8 protein-coding genes are annotated in these 22,733 nt (G+C 64.1%); 6 read left to right on the top strand and 2 right to left on the bottom strand.

The window, feature by feature from the left end; translation table 11 throughout:
• The first annotated feature begins 201 nt into the window (after nt 1-201).
• Genes JWU58_RS15580 through JWU58_RS15595 form a run of 4 tightly spaced genes read left to right on the top strand, consistent with a single transcriptional unit; the run spans nt 202 to nt 16,754 of the window.
• A complete protein-coding gene (locus tag JWU58_RS15580) occupies nt 202-11,922 on the top strand; it encodes a BapA/Bap/LapF family large adhesin (RefSeq protein WP_206420474.1) in 11,721 nt (3,906 codons plus the stop codon).
• 43 nt (nt 11,923-11,965) lie between these two features.
• Nucleotides 11,966-13,402 (top strand): TolC family outer membrane protein, encoded by a 1,437-nt coding sequence (locus tag JWU58_RS15585; protein WP_206420475.1) that lies wholly within the window; start codon nt 11,966-11,968, stop codon nt 13,400-13,402.
• On the top strand, nt 13,399-15,561 hold the full coding sequence (locus tag JWU58_RS15590; RefSeq protein WP_206420476.1) for a type I secretion system permease/ATPase: 2,163 nt from the start codon (nt 13,399-13,401) through the stop codon (nt 15,559-15,561). Before JWU58_RS15585 ends, JWU58_RS15590 begins: the two co-directional genes overlap by 4 nt.
• A gap of 5 nt (nt 15,562-15,566) precedes the next feature.
• Nucleotides 15,567-16,754: an HlyD family type I secretion periplasmic adaptor subunit gene (locus JWU58_RS15595; RefSeq protein WP_370593533.1), complete on the top strand. Its 1,188-nt coding sequence runs from the start codon at nt 15,567-15,569 to the stop codon at nt 16,752-16,754.
• Here the strand turns inward: JWU58_RS15595 and JWU58_RS15600 are convergent, their stop codons facing one another.
• Both JWU58_RS15600 and JWU58_RS15605 read right to left on the bottom strand, forming a co-directional pair.
• Nucleotides 16,755-17,351: a trypsin-like peptidase domain-containing protein gene (locus tag JWU58_RS15600; RefSeq protein WP_024012659.1), complete on the bottom strand. Its 597-nt coding sequence runs from the start codon at nt 17,349-17,351 to the stop codon at nt 16,755-16,757. It lies immediately after the preceding gene.
• A 238-nt stretch (nt 17,352-17,589) separates the two neighbouring features.
• Nucleotides 17,590-19,479, bottom strand: a complete 1,890-nt coding sequence (locus JWU58_RS15605) for a sigma-54-dependent Fis family transcriptional regulator (protein WP_206420477.1) — start codon at nt 19,477-19,479, stop codon at nt 17,590-17,592.
• 246 nt (nt 19,480-19,725) lie between these two features.
• Here JWU58_RS15605 and JWU58_RS15610 point away from each other — a divergent pair, with 246 nt between their 5' ends.
• Complete coding sequence (locus JWU58_RS15610; RefSeq protein WP_206420478.1) at nt 19,726-21,549, top strand: NAD(P)/FAD-dependent oxidoreductase; 1,824 nt, start codon at nt 19,726-19,728, stop codon at nt 21,547-21,549.
• Between the two features lie 114 nt (nt 21,550-21,663).
• On the top strand, nt 21,664-22,659 hold the full coding sequence (locus tag JWU58_RS15615; protein WP_206420479.1) for an NAD(P)-dependent oxidoreductase: 996 nt from the start codon (nt 21,664-21,666) through the stop codon (nt 22,657-22,659).
• Nucleotides 22,660-22,733: the final 74 nt, after the last annotated feature.

Consider the following 22,733-nt stretch of genomic DNA (forward strand, 5'->3'; position numbering starts at 1 on the left):
TGTTGCACCCAAAAACCGCTTGGATCCAACGTCCCGACAAACGGTAATGACCTGAATAGAACAGATTTTCAAATAGATAGACGTGGGCAAATGGCCCATTCAGACGCTCGTCAAAAATCAGGCAGCCCCATCTGACACTCCCTATCTATGGTTTTAAAACCATCCGTGGACGTCCGCCCCACCCATTTACAGGGAGTAGTAATGGACAACATCGTCATTGCCGACAAAGCCAATTCTCAGCTCACTGCCCAGAACTGGGGCAATGTTCAGCTCAGTCAGCCTTCAGTTGTACAAATGCCGGTTCGGCCCGATCAATTGGCGTCGACCAGTCGCAGCGGTCAGGATTTGATCGTCAATCTGAAGTCTGGCGAGCAAATCAAAATCTCCAATTTCTTTGTCACCAGCCCTGACGGCGTGCCCAATGACATTGTCTTTCAGGGTGACGACGCGACGCTGTGGCAGGCGCGCTACAGCGCCGAGCCGTTCAATGGCTTTACCTTTGACGAAATCAATTCGCTGGACGAGCTGATCGCTGGCGTCGGTATGGTGGATGGCGCGACGCCGGCCTGGGCGATTGCCGGGCTTGGCCTGTTGGGCGCGGGTGGTGCGGCGGCCGCTGCCGGCGGAAGTGGTGGTGGTGGTGGTGGTGGTGGGGGCGGAGACGCGACGCCTCCTGCGCCCGCGACCGGATTAACCTTGTCGGCCGATGGCAGGGTGCTGAGTGGTTTTGGCGAAGCTGGCAGTGTCGTTCAAGTACGCGATGCGGCCGGCAACCTTTTGGGTTCCGGAACCGTTGGCGCCGACGGCAGTTTCCAGGTCGACCTGGGTACGCCACAGAACAATGGCCAGCCGCTCGACGTCACGCTCACCGACCCTGCGGGCAACGTTTCGACGCCGGGTACGGTCACTGCGCCGGATACCACCGCGCCCACTGCGCCTGGCAACCTCGCTGTGAGCGCCGATGGCACGCAACTCGGCGGCACCGGTGAAGTCGGCTCGACCATCCAGGTGCGCGCCGCCGATGGCAGCCTGCTCGGCAGCGCCGTGGTTGCGGCCGATGGCACCTTCAGCGTCGTCCTCAGCCCCGCGCAAACCGGCGGTCAGCCGCTGACAGTGAATGCCACCGATGCCGCAGGCAACACCTCGACCGGCGCAACGGTCAGCGCGCCGGAGATCGTCGAACCGACGACGCCAGGCAATCTTGGTTTGAGCAGCGACGGCAGCCAACTGACCGGCACCGCCCGGGCCGGCACCACGATCGAAGTCCGTGCCGCCAACGGCGAATTGCTCGGGCGCGCGGCGGTGGCCGCTGACGGTACTTTCCTGCTGACGCTGATTCGTGCGCAGGCCAACGGTGAAACCTTCAGTGTCGTGGCAGTCAACAGCGCCGGTGCGCAATCGCCGGCCATCACCTTCAATGCGCCGGACATCACCGGCCCCGCCGCTGCTACGGATCTGACGGTGAGCAGCGATGGCCTCTCGGTCACCGGCCGTGGCGAACCCGGCAGCACAGTCAGCGTCACCAATGCCCAAGGCACACTGCTCGGCACGGCTTTAGTCGCAGCCGATGGCTCGTTCACCGTGCAACTGAGCGCCGCGCAAATCGATGGTGAGGCGCTGAGCGTGCTGGTCACCGACGCCGCCGGCAACCCTTCGCCAGCAGCGACTGTTATCGCCATTGATCTCGACGGACTGACCCAGCCGAGCGACGTTGCCCTGAGCGTGGATGGCCTGCAGATGAAAGGTCGCGGCCAGGTCGGTTCGACCGTGACAGTGCGCGACGCCAACGGCAATCTGCTCGGCTCGGCAGTGGTCGCTGCGGATGGCACGTTCACGGTGCAATTGAGCAGCCCGCAGAACAATGGTGAAACGTTGCAGATCAGTGCCAGCGACGCCGCTGGCAACACCTCCGCCCCATTGACCTATGTAACGCCTGACACCCAAGGCCCGGCGGCGGTGTCCAACCTGACACTCGATGGCCAGGGACAGACGCTGACCGGCAAAGGCGAAATCGGCGCCTCGGTCATCGTGCGCGATCCGGCCGGCAATATCATCGGCACCGGCACGGTGGGTGCCGACGGCAATTTTACCGTTCCACTTTCCACACCACAGACCGATGCGCAACAGCTGCAAGTGATCCAGACCGACGCGGACGGCAATCCTTCGGCGCCGGTCAACGTGATCGCACCCGATCTGACCACGCCGGTTGCCGTGACCGATGTAAGCATTTCCGCCAATGGCGCCGTGGTCTCCGGCGCGGGTCAGATCGGCGCCACCGTTACTGTCACTGACACCAATGGGACCGTGCTGGGAACAGCTGTCGTCGGCAGCAACGGCCGGTTCGAAGTCACCCTGTCCTCGCCACAAACCAACGGCCAGAACCTCAGCGTCGTGCAGACCGATGGCTCGCCGTCGGGCTCGCCGGCAGTTCCAGTTGAAGCGCCGGATATCCAGGCTCCCACTGCCCCTTCGGATCTGACGCTGAATGCAGGTGGCACTGAACTGAGTGGCACCGGCGAGCCCGGTGCCACGGTGTCGGTCAAGGATTCGGCCGGCAATGTGTTGGGTACCGCGATCGTCGACGGCAGCGGCGCCTTTACAGTGCCGCTGAACAGCCCGCAGATCGAAGGCCAGCAACTGCAAGTCAGCCAATCGGATGGCGTGAACGTTTCCCCCGGCACACCATTGACGGCGACGGACACCACCGCGCCGCTGGCGCCGGACAATGTCGTGCTCGCCAGTAACGGCGTGACCTTGACCGGCACCGGGCAAGCGGGCAGCACCGTAACCGTCAGCGCGCCCGACGGCACGGTGCTTGGCACTACGGTGGTCGCCAGCGACGGCAATTTCAGCGTCAATCTGAGCCCGGCTCAGCTCGACGGTCAGGTGCTGAACGTGATCCAGACCGATGCGAGCGCCCTGCCCTCGCCGGCCACGCCGGTCACCGCACCGGACATCACCGCCCCACCTGCACCGAGCGGTCTGCTCATCGATCCGGCGGGTGCCACGGTCACCGGCACCACGCAGCCCAATAACACGGTGCAGGTGCTGGATACCGACGGCAACGTCATCGGCACCGCGACCGCTGACGGCACGGGCGCCTTCACGGTCGACCTCGATACTGCGCAGACCAATGGCGAAGCCTTGCAAGTCGTGGTGTCGGATGGCGCCAACAGTTCGCTTCCCGGCAGCGTCACCGCGCCGGACAGCACCCCGCCGGCAGCGGTCAGCGATCTCGCGCTCAACCCCGCCGGTACGCAAGTGTCGGGACTTGCCGAACCGGGCACGACGGTCACCGTCAGCATTGCCGGCGGTGGCGCTGTGCTGGGCACCGCGACGGCCGATGCGGATGGCCGCTTCGTCGTGACCCTCAGTCCACCGGCCGAGCCTGGCGGCAATCTGGAAGTCATCAGCACGGATGGCGGCGGTAATGATTCGCCCGTCGTGCCGCTGGCAGGACTGGACGGTAGCCAAGTCGCGACCCCGACCGATCTGGCCTTGAGTGCCGATGGTTTCACCCTGACCGGCGCCGGTACGCCCGGTTGCACCGTGACGGTGACCAGCAGCAGCGGCACGGTGCTCGGCTCCGGGCTGATCAACAGCTTCGGCCGCTTCACCCTGTTGCTCAGTAGCAAACAGATCAACGCGCAAGTTCTCCAGGTGACGGCCACCAGTCCCGACGGTGACGTGTCGATTCCGGGCACGGTGACGGCGGTCGATGGCACGGCGCCGGACGCTGTGACCAATCTGGCGCTGAACACCAACGGCACGACACTCACTGGACGCGGAGAGGCCGGGGCGACGGTCACTGTCACCGACGCCACAGGTACCGTGCTCGGTACTGCACTGGTCGCCAGCAATGGCACGTTCAGCCTGACGCTGACGCCGGCACAACTTAATGGCCAGGCGCTTACCGCGATCCAGAGCGACGCCGCCGGCAACCTGTCGCAACCTGCCGGCATCATTGCCACCGATCTGCAACCGCCCGCCGCAGCGACTGGCGTTACGATCAATGACGTCGGCACCGTGGTCAAAGGCCAGGGCGAAGCCGGCAGCACCGTGACCGTGCGCGATGCCGCCGGTAACGTGTTGGCCACCGGCGTGGTCGATCAGAGCGGCAACTTCCAGGTCACTTTGCCCAATGCGCAGAACACCGGCGAAACCCTGCAGGTCACTCTGACCGACGCCAACGGCAACACTTCGACGTCCGCTGGCGTGATCACCGTCGACGGCACCCCGCCGGCCGCTGTGCAGAATCCACTGATCAGCGCCGATGGCAGCACCCTCAGCGGCACAGGTGAGGCTGGCGCAACAGTCAATGTCACCACCGCCAACGGCACCCTGCTGGGCAGCGCCGTGGTTGGCGCGGACGGCTCGTTCAGCGTGACCCTGGCGCCAGCACCGACCAATGGTGAGGCGCTGGCGATCAGCCAGACCGACCCTGCCGGCAACGTCTCGCCATCGACCAGCGTCACCGCACCCGACATCAGCCCACCGGCGGCGCTGACCCAAGTCGCGGTGAATGCTGACGGCGTCACCGTCACTGGTCATGGCGAACCGGGCGCCACGGTGTCTGTGCGCAGCGCCGACGGCACCTTGCTCGGCACCGCGCAGGTCGGCAGTGGCGGCGCGTTCACTGTCACCCTCAACGCAGCACAACTGAATGCCGAAGTGCTGACCGTCACTCAGGAAGATCCGCCGGGCAATGTCTCGACGGCGGTTGAAGTGGTTGCGGTGGATCTGACTGCGCCGGCGATCCCGAGCGGCTTGACCTTGAATGCAGCAGGCGTGCAACTGGCCGGTAACGCCGAGGCCGGCAGTACGGTGACCGTACGCGACAGCCAGGGCAATCTTCTCGGTACCACCACGGCGGCCGCAAACGGCACTTTCCAGATTACCCTCAACAGCCCGCAAACCAACGGCCAGTCGCTGAACGTGACGGCCACCGATGCGGCAGGCAATCCGTCATCCCCGGCAATCGTCAATGCCGTCGATAGCACGGCACCGTTGGTAGCGAGCGATCTGGCGGTGAGCGCCAATGGTGCCACCCTGACCGGCATCGGCGAGGTCGGCGCCAGCGTGGAAGTTCGCGATGCCGGCGGTGTTTTGCTGGGTACTGCGACCGTTGCCAGCAATGGCAATTTCAGCGTCACGTTGTCCCCGGCAGCGGTGGCTGGATCGAATCTTTCCGTGGTGCAGATCGATGCTGCCGGCAACACCGGACCGGCGGCGCCGGTGACTGCGCCGGGCAATCTGGCGGAAACTGCACCGACCAATCTGGCCCTCAGCGCCGACGGTCTGACCCTGACCGGCTCGGCCACCGCCGGCAGTACCGTGAGCATTCGCAATGCCTCGGGCGTGTTGCTCGGCAGCGCGCTGGTGGCGGCCAATGGCACTTTCAGCGTCACCCTCAACGCCGCGCAACTCAACGGCGAACAACTGTCTGCCGTGGCGACGTCGAGCACCGGTATCAATTCATCCCCGACCGACTACACCGCTGCCGATATCGCGGCGCCAACGCCGCTCAGCGAACTGAGCCTGGCACCGAACGGCACGGCCCTGACCGGGCGCGGTGAAGCCGGCGCCACGGTGACCGTGCTCGGCACCGGCGGAACGGTTCTCGGCAGCGCGGTGGTGGCGGCCAACGGCACGTTCAGCGTCACCCTCAGCCCGGCACAAACCTCTGGCCAGACCTTGAGCCTGAGCCAGGCCGACACCGCCGGCAACGAATCCAACAGCGTCAACCTGATCGCCCCGGACCTGCTCGCGCCCAATGCGCCGGCGGCGCTGGTGGCAAGCACTGACGGCACCTTGCTGTCGGGTACCGGTGAGGCCGGCACCACGGTCAACGTGTACAACGCCGCCGGAGCGCTGGTCGGGACCGGCACCGTGAGCATCGACGGCACGTTTGCGATCACCCTGACCACGCCGCAAGCCAATGGCCAGGCGCTGACCGTGTCGCTGACAGATGCGGCGGGCAACACCTCGGCAGCCACGCCGTTCACTTCGGTCGACAGCACACCGCCAGCGGCCGTTTCGCAACTGAGCATCGGCGGCGACGGCGCAAGCCTGACCGGGCGCGGCGAACCGGGCGCGCAGGTGCGCGTCATCGACAGCGACGGCAACGTGCTTGGCACCGCCGTGGTCAGCGCAACCGGTACGTTCACCCTGCCACTGAACCCGGCGTTGACCAACGCCGAAGTGATCACCGTGGTCCAGGCCGACGCAGCGGGCAACGACTCGCCGGCAGTGAACCTGACCACACCGGACTTCACCCCGCCTGATCCACTGGACAACGTCGATATCAACTCGTCCGGCGCGTTGGTCATCGGTACTGGCGAACCCGGCGCGACCGTGACCGTGCGCGATGCCAATGGCACCTTGCTCGGCACCAGCGTGGTACTCGGCGACGGCACCTTCAGCGTCACCCTCAATCCGCCGCAGATCAATGAACAGATTCTCAGCGTGCAGCAGGCTGATCCACCCGGCAACGTCAGCGCCCCTGTGTCGATCACCGCACCGGATCTGACCCCGCCAGCGACGCCGGCCGATCTGCAACTGAATGCCGATGGCGGTCTGCTCACCGGTACCGGCGAAGTCGGCGCCATTGTCCGCGTGACGTCGGCCGATGGCACCGAACTGGGCACCGGCACCGTGGGCAGCGATGGTCGTTTCGAGGTCACGGTGATCCCAACACAGACCAATGGCCAAGCGCTGTTCGTAGTGTTGGCGGATGCGGCCGGAAATGCCTCGCCTGCCGGCACCCTGACCGCGCCGGACAGCACGCCTCCTGCCGCACTGACCGATGTCGAGATCGACGCCAGCGGCAGCCTCATCACCGGCTCCGGTGCGGCTGGCTCGCAGGTGGTCGTCACCAACGCGGTGGGCACCATCGTCGGCACTGGCACGGTGCAGGCCGACGGCAGCTTCAGCGTGACGCTCGACCAGCCGCTGCTAAATGGTGAAGCCTTATCGGTGATCCAGCGTGATGCGGCGGGCAACCCTTCGCCGATCGTGCCCGTCACTGCGCCGGACATCACCCTGCCCGCTGCGCCCACCGACCTCGTTCTCGCGCCCGACGGCGTGACACTGACCGGTACCGGTGAAGCCGGCGCCACGGTGCGCGTGCTCAGCGCGACTGGCACGGTACTGGGCTCGGCAACCGTGACCGGCAATGGCTCGTTCAGCGTGACCCTCAACCCGCCGCAAGTGAACGGTGAGTTGTTGAGCGTCAATCAGACCGATCTGGCATCCAACACATCGCCGACAGCGCCCGTGCAAGCGGGCGATATCACCGATCCACTGGAAGTGGCCGATCTCAACGTCAGCCAGGACGGCTTGACCGTCACCGGTACCGGCGAGCCCGGCGCAACCGTCACCGTGCTTGACGGCGCGGTGGTGCTCGGCACAGCGACGGTGGCGGCAGATGGCAGTTTCAGCGTCACGTTGTCGGCTGCGCAACTCGATGGCCGCGCACTGTCGGTCGTGCAGGCCGACGCACAAACCAACCAGTCCGAGCCCGTTCTGGTCGACGCGCCGGACAGCACTGCACCGATCGCACCAACGGTGACATCGCTGACCGGCGCCGGCACCTTGCTCGCCGGGACCGCCGAAGCCGGCAGCACCGTGACTGTGCTGTCCGCCACCGGCACCGTGCTCGGCACAGCGGTGGCATTGGGCGACGGCACCTATACAGTCACGCTGAATCCGGCCCAGGCCAACGGTCAGTTGTTGTCGGTGATCGCGACGGACGAAGCGCAGAACGCATCGCCAGTGCTGCTCTACCCGGCGGCAGATACCACGGCTCCGGATGCCGTCACCGGTCTGACCATCAGCGGCGATCTGAGCCAGCTCGCCGGTCGTGGCGAAGCCGGTGCGAGTGTCGAAGTAACCGATGCGCTAGGCAATATCGTCGGCACCGGCACAGTGACCGCCAACGGCACGTTCCTGATCGATCTGGACCCCGGCATCACCGCCGGCCAAGTGCTGACAGTGAATCAAACAGACGTCGCGACTAACGTGTCCGCAGACGCCGACCTGACTGTTCCGGCAGTGCCAGCGCCGGCTGCGCCGGACAATCTTGTGCTGACAGCCGACGGCGTGACGCTGACCGGCACGGCGGCGATCGGCACCATCATCAATGTCTACGCGCCGGACAACAGCCTGATCGGCACCGGCGTCACCGGCGGGGATGGCACGTTCAGCGTGGTGCTGACGCCTGCGCAAACCAACGGCCAAAGCCTGGAAGTCACCGCCAACACTGCGTTGGGTGGCGCCTCGCTGCCGACTGAAATCACCGCAGGCGACACCTCGGCGCCGGCGCCACTCAGCGATCTGGCGGTCAACGCCAACGGCACTTTGGTTACCGGTCGCGGCGAAGTCGGCGCGTCGGTGACCATCACCGGCGCTGGCGGCGTGGTGTTGGGCAATGCGACGGTTGGCGCCAATGGCACCTTCAGCGCACAGCTCAATACGCCGCAGGTCAACGGTCAGGTGCTCAATGCGACACAGACCGATGCGTCCAATAACACCTCATCCGGGCTTAACGTAACGGCGCCCGATATCACTCCCCCGGCCGCTCCGACGGCGCTGGTACTCAGCGGCGCCGGACTGGTGCTCGGCGGGCTCGGTGAAGCCGGCGCCACCGTTACTGTGCGCGGTGTCGGTGGCGCGGTGCTGGGCACGGCGACGGTGGCGGGCAATGGCTCGTTCTCGGTGACCTTGTCATCGGCGCAACTCAACGGCCAGCAACTGAGCGTCACGCAGAGCGATGCGGCGGGCAACGTTTCGCCGGTTACCAACCTCAGCGTCGCCGATACCACCGCGCCAGCGCCGCTGAGCAATGTCAGCCTGAACGGTACTGGCCTGGCGGTCAGCGGCACGGGTGAAGCCGGCGCGACCGTCAGCGTGACCAACGCAGCCGGTACCGTCCTCGGCACCGCTGTGGTCAATGCTGGCGGCACCTTCACCGTACAACTGTCCAGCGCGCAACTGAACGGCCAACAGCTCAACGTCCAACAGGCCGACCCGACGGGCAATCTGTCGCAGGTCTTCAATCTGACGGCCCCTGACGTGCAGGCGCCGATCGCAGCCAGCGGTCTGACGCTCGCTGCCAACGGTCTGACCTTGAGCGGTACGGGCGAAGCCGGTGCGACGGTCAACGTCTACGGCCCGGGCGGTGCGCTGATCGGCACCACCACCGTAGGCAGTGGCGGCACGTTCAGCTTCAACCTGAACACCGCGCAACTCGACGGGCAGCTGTTGACCGTGCGTCTGGTCGACCCGGCCGGCAATCTGTCGCCCAACGCCAGCCTGACAGCGCCGGACATTACCGCACCCGGCGCGCCGACCGGCGTCAGCGTCAATGGCAGCGGCACCGTGCTCACTGGCGTCGGCGTGCCCGGTTCGACCATCAGCGTACTCGGCGCCGGCGGTGTGGTGCTCGGCACCGCGACCGTTGCCGCCAACGGCAGCTTTTCGGTAGTACTGGCATCGGCGCAGATCAACAGCCAGGTGCTCAGCGTCACCCAGGCCGATCCGAGCGGCAACGTATCGGCTGCGGCGACTGCGACGGCGCCAGACCTGACACCACCCGCTGCCGCCACGGCGCTGCTGGTCGGTGCCGATGGCCTGACCGTCACCGGTACCGGCGAAGCCGGCGCAACCGTGACCATCAAGTCGGCCAGCGGCACTATTCTCGGCACCGGCACGGTCAACAACCTCGGCGTGTTTAACGTCACCCTGAGCAGTGCGCAGATCAACGGCGAAAACCTCACCATCAACCTCAGCGACGCACGCGGCAACGTTTCGGTGGCCGCCAACGTCATTGCGCCGGACGTCGACGTCAACGCGCCAGTGGTCGCCAGCGATAACCTCGCCGTCGGCACCGTCACCCTGGCTCCGGTCACCGCGTCGCAGACCTTCAACGACTCGTTCACTACGCTGCTGGCCGGGTTCTCGAAAACCTTCACCTTCACCGTGGCGGGCGGCACGCGTCTTGATCCGACCCTGACGCTGACCACCAGCAGCCTGATTTCGCTGATCGATGGCGTGGTCTACACCCTGCAAGTCAAGGATGCCAGCGGTAACTGGGTGACTCTGGATGTCAACGGCAGTGGCGGTCTGCTCGACCTGATTGCCTTGGCCGGCCAGGGTGTGCGGGTCGACATCGGTAACCTGCTGTCAGGCGATTATCGACTGACGGTTTCGAGCACCGGCATCGGCGTGCTGACCACGGTCAATACCCAGCTGCAACTGGATGTCAGCAGCCTGACCCAGTTCAACGGCATTGCCGGGCCAGCGGTGACCGGCAACGTCATCACTAACGTCGGTGTCGATGGCACGGTCGATCAGACCGGCCCTGACAACGGCGCGCAGTTGCAGATCTTCAAGAACGGCGCCTGGGTCAGCGCTGGGGCCGGCACCACGGTGCAAGGGTTGTACGGCACGCTGACCATCGACGCCAACGGCAACTACAGCTACAAACCGAACGGCAGTGTCGGCAGCGTCGGCAAAGTCGACGTGTTCAATTACCAACTGGTGCACCCGAACGGCTTGAGCGACACCGCCAATCTGTACGTGCGCATCGACAGCCCGCAAGCCAGCGAAGTGTGGAATGACGCCAACCTTGGCAGCCCGGCACTGGTGGTTGATGCCACAGCGGACATCGCCTCGACTGACGTCACCCTGATCAACCGCGAAGTCACCACCAACTCAGCCCTCGGCACGTTCAATGTGCTGCTGGGCGGCGGCAGCGGTAACTACAACACGGTGGTCGCGGCCGATACCGTCAGTGACCTGACCGTGGTGGTCAATTCGAGCAACCTGTTGGCGCTGCTCGGTTCGATGACGGTGGGCCTGTATAAGCTCAACACGGCGACCAACCAGTACGTGCTGGTCAAGAGTTACGGCGGCAACGCCTTGGTCAATCTCGGCGGCGGCAACTACGGGATCAAGTTCGACGACCAGACCGCCGGCAGTTATCAGGTGCGGGTGGCAGTGGGCGGCCTCGGACTGCTGACCAGCGTCAACACCAGCCTGATCAACGTCGCGACCTACAACAATCAGTTCGTGGTCGGCAGCTACACGCCGGTATCGGGCAATCTGCTCACCGACACCGCTGGCGGCGGCGCCGATGTGTTGGGCTCGGTCTACACCTTGCTCAGCGTGCTGGTCGCCGGCAGTTACGTTGCGCCGGGTTACAACGGCGTCTCGCTGGTCGGTAACTACGGCACCCTGGTGGTCCAGGCCAACGGCAACTACACCTACACGCTCAAGGCCGGCCTGACCGATGCGGTGATCGGCCAGGAAGACACCTTCACTTACCAACTCACCCACCCCAACGGCACCGTGGATACTGCGACGCTGACCATCGACCTGAACAATGCCGGCGCATTCGCCAGCACCGCGTTCTCGGCACTGGCCAGCGATGACCTCGGTCTCGCCCATGCCACTGGCAGTGACCTGATCCAGGGCACCGAGGGCAACGACACCCTCGACGGCTCGCACGGTGGCGCCGTGACCCTGCAAGGTGGCGGTGGCGACGACACGCTGATCATCGCCGATCAGCAGTTCACCTCGGTGGACGGCGGCAGCGGCACCGACACCCTGCTCTGGGCCGGTGGCGACGTGTCGATCAACCTCGGCGATCTGCAGAGCAAGATCCACAACGTCGAGATCCTCGATCTCAACCATTCCAGTGCGGTTGCGCTGACACTGAATCTCAGCGATCTGCTGGCGATCACGTCCTCGGACAACAACACCCTGCTGATCAAGGGTGACGACAGGGACAGCGTGCACATGACCGATGGCTGGGTCGCCGATGGCACGCAACAGGCCGACGGCATCGACTATGTTCAATACACGGCACAGGAGGATCCGAGCCACCACTTGTGGGTACAGAACGGCATTCAAGTGGTTTGAAACAAGACATCAAACGTTGGTCTCTCAACAGTAAGGGAAGTCTGTGGAGTCAGTTTTTCGCCAGAAATGGCCGGTGGTCCTCTTGACCATCGGCCTCTACCCCGCTTTCACCGTCGGCGTTCGCGCCGACGACAACATCGACAGCAGCTTGCGCAGCATCAGCCCGTCGCAACTGCAACAACCGGCAGGCAATGAAAGCCGTCAGCGCCCTACCCCTGCTCTGAAAGCGTCCGCCGATGCGGACGCGTTGGGGCTGGAACAAGCGGTCAGGCTCGCCGTGGACTGGCACCCACGCATCGGCGAAGCCATCGGCACCCTGTTCCAGCAAGGCGAAGGGGTCAACGTCGCCGAATCCGGCTATTACCCGCAAGTCACCGGCGGCATCAAGGGTGGCTACACCAGCGGTTACGGCAGCGATGCCGGCAGCCAGTCGGTGAACATCTCCCTCAAGCAGATGCTGTATGACTTCGGCAAGGTTTCCAGTTCGGTCGACGCCGCCCGCGCCCGAGTGGCGCGCAGTCAGGCGGGGATTCTGCTGGCGATCGACGACATCGCCCGCGACACCGCCAGGGCCTACATCGAGGTGCAGCGTTATCAGCGTCTGCTCAAGGTTGCGCGCGAGCAGATTCAGGGCATCGGTGGCATCGTCGATCTGGCCAAACAGCGCAGCGACATGGGCGCCAGCACCCGTTCCGATATGGTCCAGGCGCAGTCCCGGTCCGAAGGCGCGACGGCGACGTTGCAGGAATTCAAGGCGCAATACGCACGCTGGCAAGCGACCCTGACCAGTCTGCTCGGACGGCGCACGCCGCCGGCGGTCAGCGACGCCGCCGCGCCTACGCTAACCCAGGCCTGCGACGCCTCGCAGATCTCCGACACCCTGCCCGCCGTCCTCCAGGCCGCCGCGCAACGCACTCAGGCCCAGGCCGAGCTGGCCCAGGCCAAAGCCGAGGCCTACCCGACCCTGTCGCTGCAACCGTCGGTCAACCAATACCTGGACGACCACTACGACGATCAGAACTCGCGCGCCGATCGCACTCAGGTCGGGATATTCCTCAACCTCGAAGTGCCGATCTATCAGGGCGGCGCGATCAGTGCGCGCAGCCGCGCCGCCGGGCATGCGCTGACCGCAGCGGATTCGGCCGAAGACTTCGCCCGTCTGCAAGCGCGCCAGGGCCTGGCCGAAGCCCAGGCGCAAACTTCGGGCCTGAACCGGCGGCTGCGCTCGCTGGAATTTCGCCAGACCAGCATCACCGAGGCGCGCATGTTGTATGGCCGCCAGTACCTGGAACTGGGCACGCGGCCGCTGCTCGACCTGCTCAACGCCGAGCAGGAAATCCATCAGTCGCGCTTCGATCTGGTCAACACCCAGGCTGATCTGCAACGCCTGCAGATCGACTGCTTCTACAACAGCGGTGCGATTCGCCGGGTCTTCGGCATCGACCACAGCGCCATCCAGAATGTCGAGATCCTGCCATGACCGATGCCAGCATTACTGTTCCCGAACCCGCTGCTGCCGAAGCTCGCGAAGATTATTCGCCGTGGCTGGAAGCCGTGCTGAAGGTCGCCCGCCACTATCGCCTCGACGTCTCGCCGGAAAGCGTGCGTCTGGCCTCGGTGCACAGCGAAGGCCGCGTCGAAGAAGTGGTTCGGCACATGGCGCGTCAGGCCGGTTTGAGCGTGAAATTCGCGGTATTCGACAACAAGAGCCTGAGCCGCTGGCGCACGCCGCTGGTGGTGCAACTGCGTGATGGTCAGGTCGGCGTGCTCGAAAGCCTCGGCGAAACCGGCGAGCTGGGCATCTGCTTCAGTGGCGACCAGGGTTTGCAGAGTCGCATGGAGGCTGGCGCGCTCGCCGAGCAGGCATTGCGCACGGTGATTCTGCGTCCGACGCAACCGGTGGCCGACGTGCGCACCAACGATTACATCAAGCCCTACGACGAGCACTGGTTCCGGCGCATCGTCCTCACCGATCTGCGCCCTTACAGCCAAGTGATGATCGCCTCGCTGGTGGCCAACCTGCTGGGCATGGCCGGGGTACTGTTTTCCATGCAGGTGTACGACCGGGTGATTCCGGCCGAGTCGCTGCCGACCCTGTACGTGTTGTTCGGCGGGGTGATGCTGGCGCTGCTGTTCGATTTCGTCATGCGCATTCTGCGTCTGCGCATCACCGATGTGCTGGGCAAACGCGCCGACTTGCGCGTCTCCGATCTGGTCTTTGGCCACGCTTTGCGTCTGCGTAATTCGGCGCGGCCGAAATCCACCGGTTCGTTCATATCGCAGTTGCGCGAGCTGGAGCAGATCCGCGATCTGATCACCTCCAGCACTGCCACGGCACTGGCGGACATGCCGTTTTTCCTGCTGTTCCTGCTGGTGTTCTATTTGATCGGCGGGCCACTGGTGCTGATTCCACTGGTGGCGCTGGTGTTCATGTTGCTGCCCGGGATCATCGCGCAACCGCGTCTGGCGCGACTGGCCAATGCGTCGATGCGTGAAGCGGCGCTGCGCAACGCCATGCTGGTGGAAAGTATTCAGGGCCTCGACGACATCAAGGCATTGCAGGCCGAGCAGCGTTTCCAGCAACAGTGGAACCAGTACAACGCCGCCTCCGCAGACAGCAGCCTGCGCCTGCGCACCCTGACCAACAGCCTGGTGGCGTGGACGCAGAACGTACAAGGCGGAGTGTTTGCGGTGGTAATTGTGTTCGGCGCGCCGATGGTGATTGCCGGCGACCTGACCACCGGCAGTCTGGTCGCGGCGTCGATTCTGTCGTCGCGGATGATGGGGCCGATGGCGCAACTGACCCACGTGCTCACCCGATGGCAGCAGGCCAAGGTCGCGCTCGAAGGCTTGAACCGGATCATGCAGATGCCGGTGGATCATCCTGAAGGCAGTCAGCGCGTGCACCTGCCGGCGATTCGCGGCGACTACCGCCTGCGTCAGGCCAGTTTTCGCTACAGCGAGGAATCGACCCCGGCGCTCAACAACATCGATCTGAGCATCCGCCCCGGCGAGCGCATCGCCCTGCTCGGCCGCAACGGCGCCGGCAAGTCGACGTTGCTGCAAGCGCTGGGCGGCGCGATGGATCTGAGCAGCGGTGAAACCACCCTGGACGGCATCGCCCTGGCACATCTGGATCCGGCCGACCTGCGCCGCGATGTCGGCCTGCTGTCGCAACAGGCGCGACTGTTTCACGGCACCTTGCGCGACAACATCACCCTCGGCGCCGGGCAGGCCAGCGATCAGGAAATCATCGCCGCGCTGACTGTCACTGGCGCGCTGGATTTCGTCCGTCAGCTGCCCAAAGGCATGGATCACCTGGTGCTTGAGGGCGGCCTGGGTTTGTCCGGAGGTCAGCGTCAAAGCCTGTTGCTGTCGCGCTTGTTGATCCGTCAGCCACAAGTGCTGTTGCTCGACGAACCGACGGCCGCGCTCGATGACGTCACCGAGCGTCTGCTGCTGGAAAAACTCGCGACCTGGACCCAGGGCCGAACGCTGGTGGTCGCCACGCATCGGGTCAGTGTGTTGCAACTGGTCGAGCGGATCATCGTTCTCGACAACGGACGTATCGTCATCGACGACCATCGCGATGCGGCCCTCGCGCGGCTGCGCGCACCGGGCAAAGGAGTGGCGGTATGAAGCCGATGATGACCGATGTGCCTGACCCGATGTCCTACCTCGACGGCCGCGATGAGCGCGCTCTTGCCGGTGGCGCAAAGGTGATCTGGGGTTGCGCGCTGATGCTCGCCTGCTTCATTGCCTGGGCCGCGTGGTTCGAGATCGTCGAGGTCTCGACCGGCACCGGCAAAGTGGTGCCGAGCTCGCGCGAGCAGGTGATCCAGTCGATGGAGGGCGGCATTCTCGAACAGCTCAATGTCAGCGAAGGTGCTTTGGTCGAGCGCGGGCAGATCCTCGCGCAATTGGACCCGGTGAAGAACCAGTCCAACGTCGGCGAAAGCGCGGCCAAGTACCGCGCGGCGCTGGCCAGCGTCAACCGCTTGCAGGCCGAAGTCAGCGAAAAGCCCCTGACCTTCGACGCATCGCTGCAGGAGTTTCCCGATCTGATCCGCGCCGAAACCGAGCTCTACCAGACCCGGCGCAAAGGTCTGGCGGAAACCCTCGACGGTATTCAGAGCTCGCTGAAACTGGTGCGCAGCGAACTGGCGATCACTGAAAACCTGGCGAAGATCGGCGCCTCGAGCCGGGTCGAAGTGCTGCGCCTGACCCGTCAGCGCTCGGAGCTGGAATTGAAGGCCACCGAAGCCCGCTCCGATTACATGGTTCGCGCCCGCGAAGACCTGGCCAAAGCCAACGCCGAAGCGCAGATGCTCGAAGCGGTGATCCGTGGTCGCACCGATTCACTATCGCGCCTGACCCTGCGCTCGCCGGTGCGCGGCATCGTCAAGGACATCGAGGTCAGCACGATTGGCGGCGTCATTGCGCCCAACGGCCAGGTCATGCAGATCGTGCCGCTCGATGAACAACTGCTGATCGAGACGCGCATCTCGCCGCGCGACATCGCCTTCATTCACCCGGGCCAGGCGGCGAAAGTGAAAATCACCGCCTATGACTATTCGATCTACGGCAGCCTCGACGGCGAAGTGGTGACGATCTCGCCGGACACCATCCAGGACGAAGCCAAGCCGGAAATCTTCTATTACCGCGTGTTCATCCGTACCGCGTCGGATGAACTGCGCAACAAGGCCGGCAAACGCTTCGCCATCGTGCCCGGGATGATCGCCACGGTGGACATCCGTACCGGCGAAAAAACCGTGCTCGACTACCTGATCAAACCACTCAACCGCGCCCGCGAAGCGTTGCGCGAACGCTGATCAGCGGCTGGCCAGTTTGGTCGCTGGTGGCGTCGTTGGAGTGATGCTGGCCTGATAGCGCGACCACTCGCGATTGATCTCCGCGTAGGGCAGGAAAATGCTCACGCGCGGTTGATCGAGCAGGTCCTTGCGCTTGAGGCGGCTGACGTCGTCACGGGTGAGAAACGCCACGTTGATGCCAACCACTTTGCCATCGGCGGAAAACACCGGCCCTCCGGACATGCCTTTGGCCAGCGCGCCATTATGGGTGCCGTAGAGCACGTTGCCCTCTTTGACGTCGAGGCGAACCATGGCCGGCAGCGCCTGGCCGGTGCCCTTGACCGACATGTACAGCGAATTGAACCCCACCGAAGTCAGCTCCTCGCCCGGCTTGTAGCCGCGCCACGCCGGCACGCTATTGGCCTTGTGACGGAAGAACTGCACGTCTGCCTGCCCCTGAAAAACCGTGCCCGACAAGTAAGGAATGTGCTTCACCGTCACGGCGAAGTCTTCATTCCATTGCACAGCCGAACCCATCAGCACGTAAGGCAAAGGCGCGCCGGAGTGAACGACAAAGGCTTGGTCTAAAACAGGATCCTGAACAAAAGCGACTGGCATTCCATTGCACCCGCTGAGCAGCAACGACGCTGCAACAAGTGACTTGAGAGGGCGCATTTTCGGTACATCTTGAAGTGAGGAAAGGTGCTGCAATATGTCATTGCGCCATCACTTCTAGCAATAGGCTCAGCCTACCGCTTGTCGGCATGCGATATAGTGAGTTAATGATTGGATCCAAGCGATTTCCCGGCAATACGCGCAATCAACAGCGAATGAACGCAAATGATCGCGATTGTCTTCAACCAGGTCGAGTGATTCCATGCTGACGAAGCTTGCGGTACAGGGTATTGCGGCTAATCCCCAGACGACGGGCAACTCGCGCGACATGCCAGTGTTCAGCTTCGATCATGCTGAGCAGAGTTTGCCGTTCGGATACGCCCAGTGGATCGTCAACAGGTTGGTCGTCACTTGCGGGCAGTAACTCGTGCGCGTCCTCCAGCGTGACCCGGCCTTCCACTGCCAACGCCACCAACGTCCGCAAACAGGTGCGCAGTTGCCGGACGTTGCCCGGCCAGGGCTGCGCCAGCAAGCGCTCTCGAACTCCCGCTTGCAGCCGCACAATGGCGCCCGCCGCTTCTTCGCGCAGCAGCAGGTCGAGCAGACGGCCCTTGTCGGAACGCTCGCGCAGCGGCGGCAGTTCCACAGCGAAACCGCCAATGCGATAGAACAGGTCCTCGCGCAGACGTCCGTCGGCCACGCAGGCTGGCAGATTCTGGTGACTGGCGCTGATCAGGCGTACATCAAGCGGTCGCGGCGTTGCGCTGCCCAGCGGCACAACCTGGCGCTCTTCGAGTACGCGCAGCAGACGGGTCTGTAGCGCGAGGGGCATGTCGCCGATTTCGTCGAGAAACAGAATGCCGCCATGGGCCTGCTCAAGCTTGCCGACCATGCCGTCCTTGCGCGCGCCGGTGAAGCTGCCGCCGCGATAGCCGAACAGCTCGCTTTCAATCAGCGTCTCGGGGATCGCCGCGCAGTTGATCGCGACAAACGGCTGGCCGGCGCGCGAGCTGGCGCGATGCAGCGCTGCCGCAAAGGCCTCCTTGCCGGTGCCGGTTTCACCTTGCAGAAACACCGGCACGTCGCGCTCCAGTACACGGAGTGCGCGGGCGAATCCGCGTTGCAGGCGCGGGTCTTCCAGGCATACGCGCTCATCCTTGATTGGCGGGACAGGCGCAAGGGTCAACGGCGCGGAGCGGATCGGTTCGCGCAACTGGCCGTAGAACAAGCGCCCGTCGGCCAGGCGCATCGGCCAGCAGACGTGCGCCTGAGCAGTGGCCTGATCGAGCAACTGCTCCATCGGCGTTTCCAGCAACATGGTCAACGACTGCCCGACCATCTGCTCGCGGCTCAGGCCCAACAGATCCAGCGCCGCCGCATTCACCGAACAGATCCGCGCACTCTCGTCGAAGCTGAGCAGGCCTTCACCCAGCAGCCCGACAAACCCGGCATCGGGATGAAACCGCAGCAAATAGCGCTGCGGATCGTGGCCAAGGAAAAAACAGCTCTCGATCAACCTGGCCGACAGATTGGTCAGGGCCATGGCCTTGAAGCGTTGCTCAAGGCTGCTTTCCTCGCGCACGGAGGAAAGGTTGAGCACCGCGAGCAACCCACCGCTGGCGTCGAATATCGGGCTGGCCGAACAGGTCAGGCCGACGTGCTGGCCACGGAAATGCTCGTCGCGGCGAATGGTCACGTGCTGGCGCTCGACCAGGCAGGTGCCGACACCGTTGGTCCCCTCATGCTCCTCGCTCCAGACCGAGCCGAGCCACAGCCCGGAGCGCTGGAACTCGCCGCGTTCGGCTTCGTTGAACACGCTGTCGATCGCCACGCCGCGCGCATCGGTGAGCAGCACGACATGGCCGTCACGTCCCAGTTGCTGGTGCAGGCTGTTCATCTGCCAGTGCGCAACGGAAATGATGTGTTCCAGCGGCGCACGGTGTTCGCGCAAACGCGCCTGTTCGAGCACATCCGGCGCGCGGCGGCTGGCCGGATCGAGCTGGTATTGATCCAGGCAACGCCGCCACGAACGGGTGATCGCCAGGTCTGCCGCCGCGCTGTGGCTGTCAACAGAGCCCTGCACGGCTTGCAGTACCTGGCGCGCGTGGGCGTTGATCGAGGCCGGTTTCATTGTTGTTATTCTCCGCTTCGGTGAAGACACGGGTGTGTCCGCAGCTTAGATGAAAAGCTCGTTGCGGGGGAATTTCGCGCCGAGTGACACAGTGTCATCCGCGATTCTCGAATTTGTGACATGTCGCCTGCGCCAAGCCTTGTCGGCCTTTGCATCAAACGCTCTGGCCCGCGCCTTTCAATGAGATGGCCCAAGCCTTGCTCTGATGCCATGGCTTACCAAAACAACAAGATCGGGAGTGGCCCCATGAACATCGCTATTGAAACCCCTTTGCAATCGCCAACAGCGCAACTTGCGGCCTGGGTCGAACGCCTCGGCGAACGTCTGGCGCAACGAGATGTGGACGGCACGCTGGAGCTGTTTGCCGAAGAATGCCACTGGCGTGACTTGCTGCTGTTCAGCTGGAACCTCGTCACCCTGGAAGGCAAACCGGCGATTCACGACATGCTCGAAACACGCCTTGAGCAGAACCGGCCCGAACGCTGGCAACTCGAAGGTGAAGCCACGCTTAGCGACGGCGTGCTCGAAGGCTGGATGAGTCTGGAAACCGACACCGCGCGTGGCAAAGGCTACGTGCGCCTGAAGGACGGTCTGTGCTGGACTTTGTTGACCACCATGCGCGAACTCAAGGGCTTCGAAGAACCCAGCGGCCGCCGCCGGCCGATGGGCGCGAGCCACGGCCATGCCCACGCTGACAAGCGCAACTGGCTGGAGCGCCGCCGCGATGAAGAAGCGGCGCTGGGCATTACCACGCAACCGTACTGCCTGATCGTCGGCGGCGGTCAGGGCGGGCTCGGCCTCGGCGCAAGGCTCAAACGCATGGGCGTACCTACGCTGATCATCGACAAAGCCGAACGCCCCGGCGATCAATGGCGCGGCCGCTACAAGTCACTGTGCCTGCACGACCCGGTCTGGTACGACCACATGCCCTACCTGCCCTTCCCCGACCACTGGCCGGTGTTCACCCCGAAAGACCAGATCGGCGACTGGCTGGAGATGTACACCAAGGTCATGGAACTCAACTACTGGCCGCGCACTGAATGCCTCGGCGCTACGTTTGACGAAGAGACTGGCCGCTGGACCGTGGAGGTCCTGCGCAACGGCGAGCCCGTCACCCTGCAACCGACGCAACTGATCCTCGCCACCGGCATGTCTGGCGTACCGAATGTGCCGGTGTATCCAGGCGCCGAAAACTTTCAGGGCCAGCAACATCACTCCAGCCGTCACCCCGGCGGCGATGCGTGGAAAGGCAAGCGCGCAGTGGTCATCGGCGCGAACAATTCAGCCCACGACATCTGCGCCGATCTGGTGGAAAACGGCGCCGAGGTGACCATGGTGCAACGTTCGAGCACGCACATCGTGCGTTCAGACAGCCTGATGGAACTGGTTTTCGGCGGGCTTTATTCCGAAGAGGCGCTCGAGTCGGGTCTGACCACGGATAAGGCCGACCTGCTGTTCGCCTCGATTCCGTACAAGGTCATGCCACAGTTTCATCGGCCGATCTTCGACGCGATCAAGGAGCGCGACAAGGACTTCTATGAACGCTTGAGCCGGGCGGGTTTCATGCTCGATTTCGGCGACGATGAATCGGGTTTGTTCATGAAATACGTACGCCGTGGCTCGGGTTACTACATCGACGTCGGCGCCTCGGAACTGATCGCCAACGGCACGATCAAGCTCAAGAGCGCGCCGGGCCTCGGTGTCGAACGCATCGAAGCGGATGCGGTGGTGCTCACCGATGGCAGCCGCTTGCCGGCCGATCTCATCGTTTATGCGACGGGTTATGGCTCGATGAACGGCTGGGCCGCGAAGCTGATTTCTCAGCAAGTCGCCGACAAGGTCGGACGCTGCTGGGGCCTGGGTTCCGGCACCACCAACGACCCCGGCCCGTATGAAGGTGAACTGCGCAACATGTGGAAGCCGACCCAGCAGCAGAACCTCTGGTTCCACGGCGGCAACCTGCATCAGTCACGGCACTATTCGCTGTATCTGGCGTTGCAGTTGAAGGCCCGTTTCGAAGGCCTCGACACCGATGTCTATCGCCTTGCACAGCGGCATCATCTGGGCTGATTCCTCAAGTGGTCGTTCGTCGGTGCGCAGGCCAAGCGCACCGGCGAACTGGAAAGTGCGTGCTAGGGTGTGTAGCCCAAGCACGTTTCAATCCAGGAAAAATGAGGAGGATTCATGCCACTTCATCCCATTCTGTTCATGGGCGGCTCCGGCGCCATCGGCCACCAGACGGCTCGCGCATTGCGCGCAGCGCATCCCGACGTCCCCTTGCTGATCGGCGGACGCGACCTCGCCAAGGCTGAGCAAACCGCCGAGCAAATCGGCAATGCCCAGGGTGTGGTCATCGATGCTCGCGCAGATGATCTGGGGCTGGGTGATCGCCCGGTCAGCGCCATCGCCTTGTTCTACATGGACCATGCCCTCGCCGGGCTGCGCTTTGCGCAAAAGCGCAAGGTGCCGCACTTGAGCATCTCTTCCGGCGTGTTCGAAATCGCCCCGCAGATCGCCAGTTTCATCCACTCGCCCGACGCGTCTCCCATTGTCCTCGGCTACGAATGGATGGTCGGCGCCACCACCGTGGCAACGCTGCACCTCGCCAAAGCCTTCGCCCGCGTGCACGACATCCGCATTCATGCACTGGTCGACGAACAGGACGGCGGCGGCCCGACCGTCGCCGTCGATTTCGAGCACCTGAACAAAATGCTGCCCGCCGCGCTGACACGCCGTGACGGCAAATTCATCTGGCGTGAAGGCGACGATGCCAAGGTCAGCTTCCGCGCCGTCGACGGCACAATCATGCAGGGCGCCGGCTTCTCCTCCATCGACGTGACAGGCCTGGCCGCCGCCACCGACGCCCCGAACGTCGAGTTCAACCTCGCCAGCGGCGTCAGCTCGACCCGGCGTCAGGGCCAGCCGATGTCGACGGAAATACTCATCGAACTTGAAGGCACGGATCACGATGGCCAGCCATTGCGCACCCGCCACGCCGTGGTTCACCGATCAGGCGCAGCGGCGTTGACCGGGCTCAGTGTGGCCATGTTGCTGGAGCGGCTGGTTGGGCAGCCATCCGTGAAGCCGGGTCTGTATTTTCCGTATCAGTTGCTGGAGGCGCAGGTGTTTTTGCAGCGGTTGAAAGAGGACGGTGGGGAGTTGATCGAACTGCTTGAGTGAGACCGCGCACAGGTCGCTCGACACTTGAACTGCTCGTTTGAGAGAGTACCGGTGCTGCCCGCCACTGCTCGCAA

The organism is Pseudomonas atacamensis, assembly GCF_017167965.1.
In the GTDB taxonomy this organism is placed as follows: Bacteria; Pseudomonadota; Gammaproteobacteria; order Pseudomonadales; family Pseudomonadaceae; genus Aquipseudomonas; species Aquipseudomonas atacamensis.

Excerpts from the sequence above, each read along its gene's own strand:
- JWU58_RS15605 (WP_206420477.1), bottom strand. The coding sequence starts at position 19,479 with ATGAAACCGGCCTCGATCAACGCCCACGCGCGCCAGGTACTGCAAGCC.
- JWU58_RS15600 (WP_024012659.1), bottom strand. The coding sequence starts at position 17,351 with ATGCCAGTCGCTTTTGTTCAGGATCCTGTTTTAGACCAAGCCTTTGTC.
- JWU58_RS15580 (WP_206420474.1), top strand. The coding sequence starts at position 202 with ATGGACAACATCGTCATTGCCGACAAAGCCAATTCTCAGCTCACTGCC.
- JWU58_RS15595 (WP_370593533.1), top strand. The coding sequence starts at position 15,567 with ATGATGACCGATGTGCCTGACCCGATGTCCTACCTCGACGGCCGCGAT.
- JWU58_RS15590 (WP_206420476.1), top strand. The coding sequence starts at position 13,399 with ATGACCGATGCCAGCATTACTGTTCCCGAACCCGCTGCTGCCGAAGCT.
- JWU58_RS15615 (WP_206420479.1), top strand. The coding sequence starts at position 21,664 with ATGCCACTTCATCCCATTCTGTTCATGGGCGGCTCCGGCGCCATCGGC.
- JWU58_RS15610 (WP_206420478.1), top strand. The coding sequence starts at position 19,726 with ATGAACATCGCTATTGAAACCCCTTTGCAATCGCCAACAGCGCAACTT.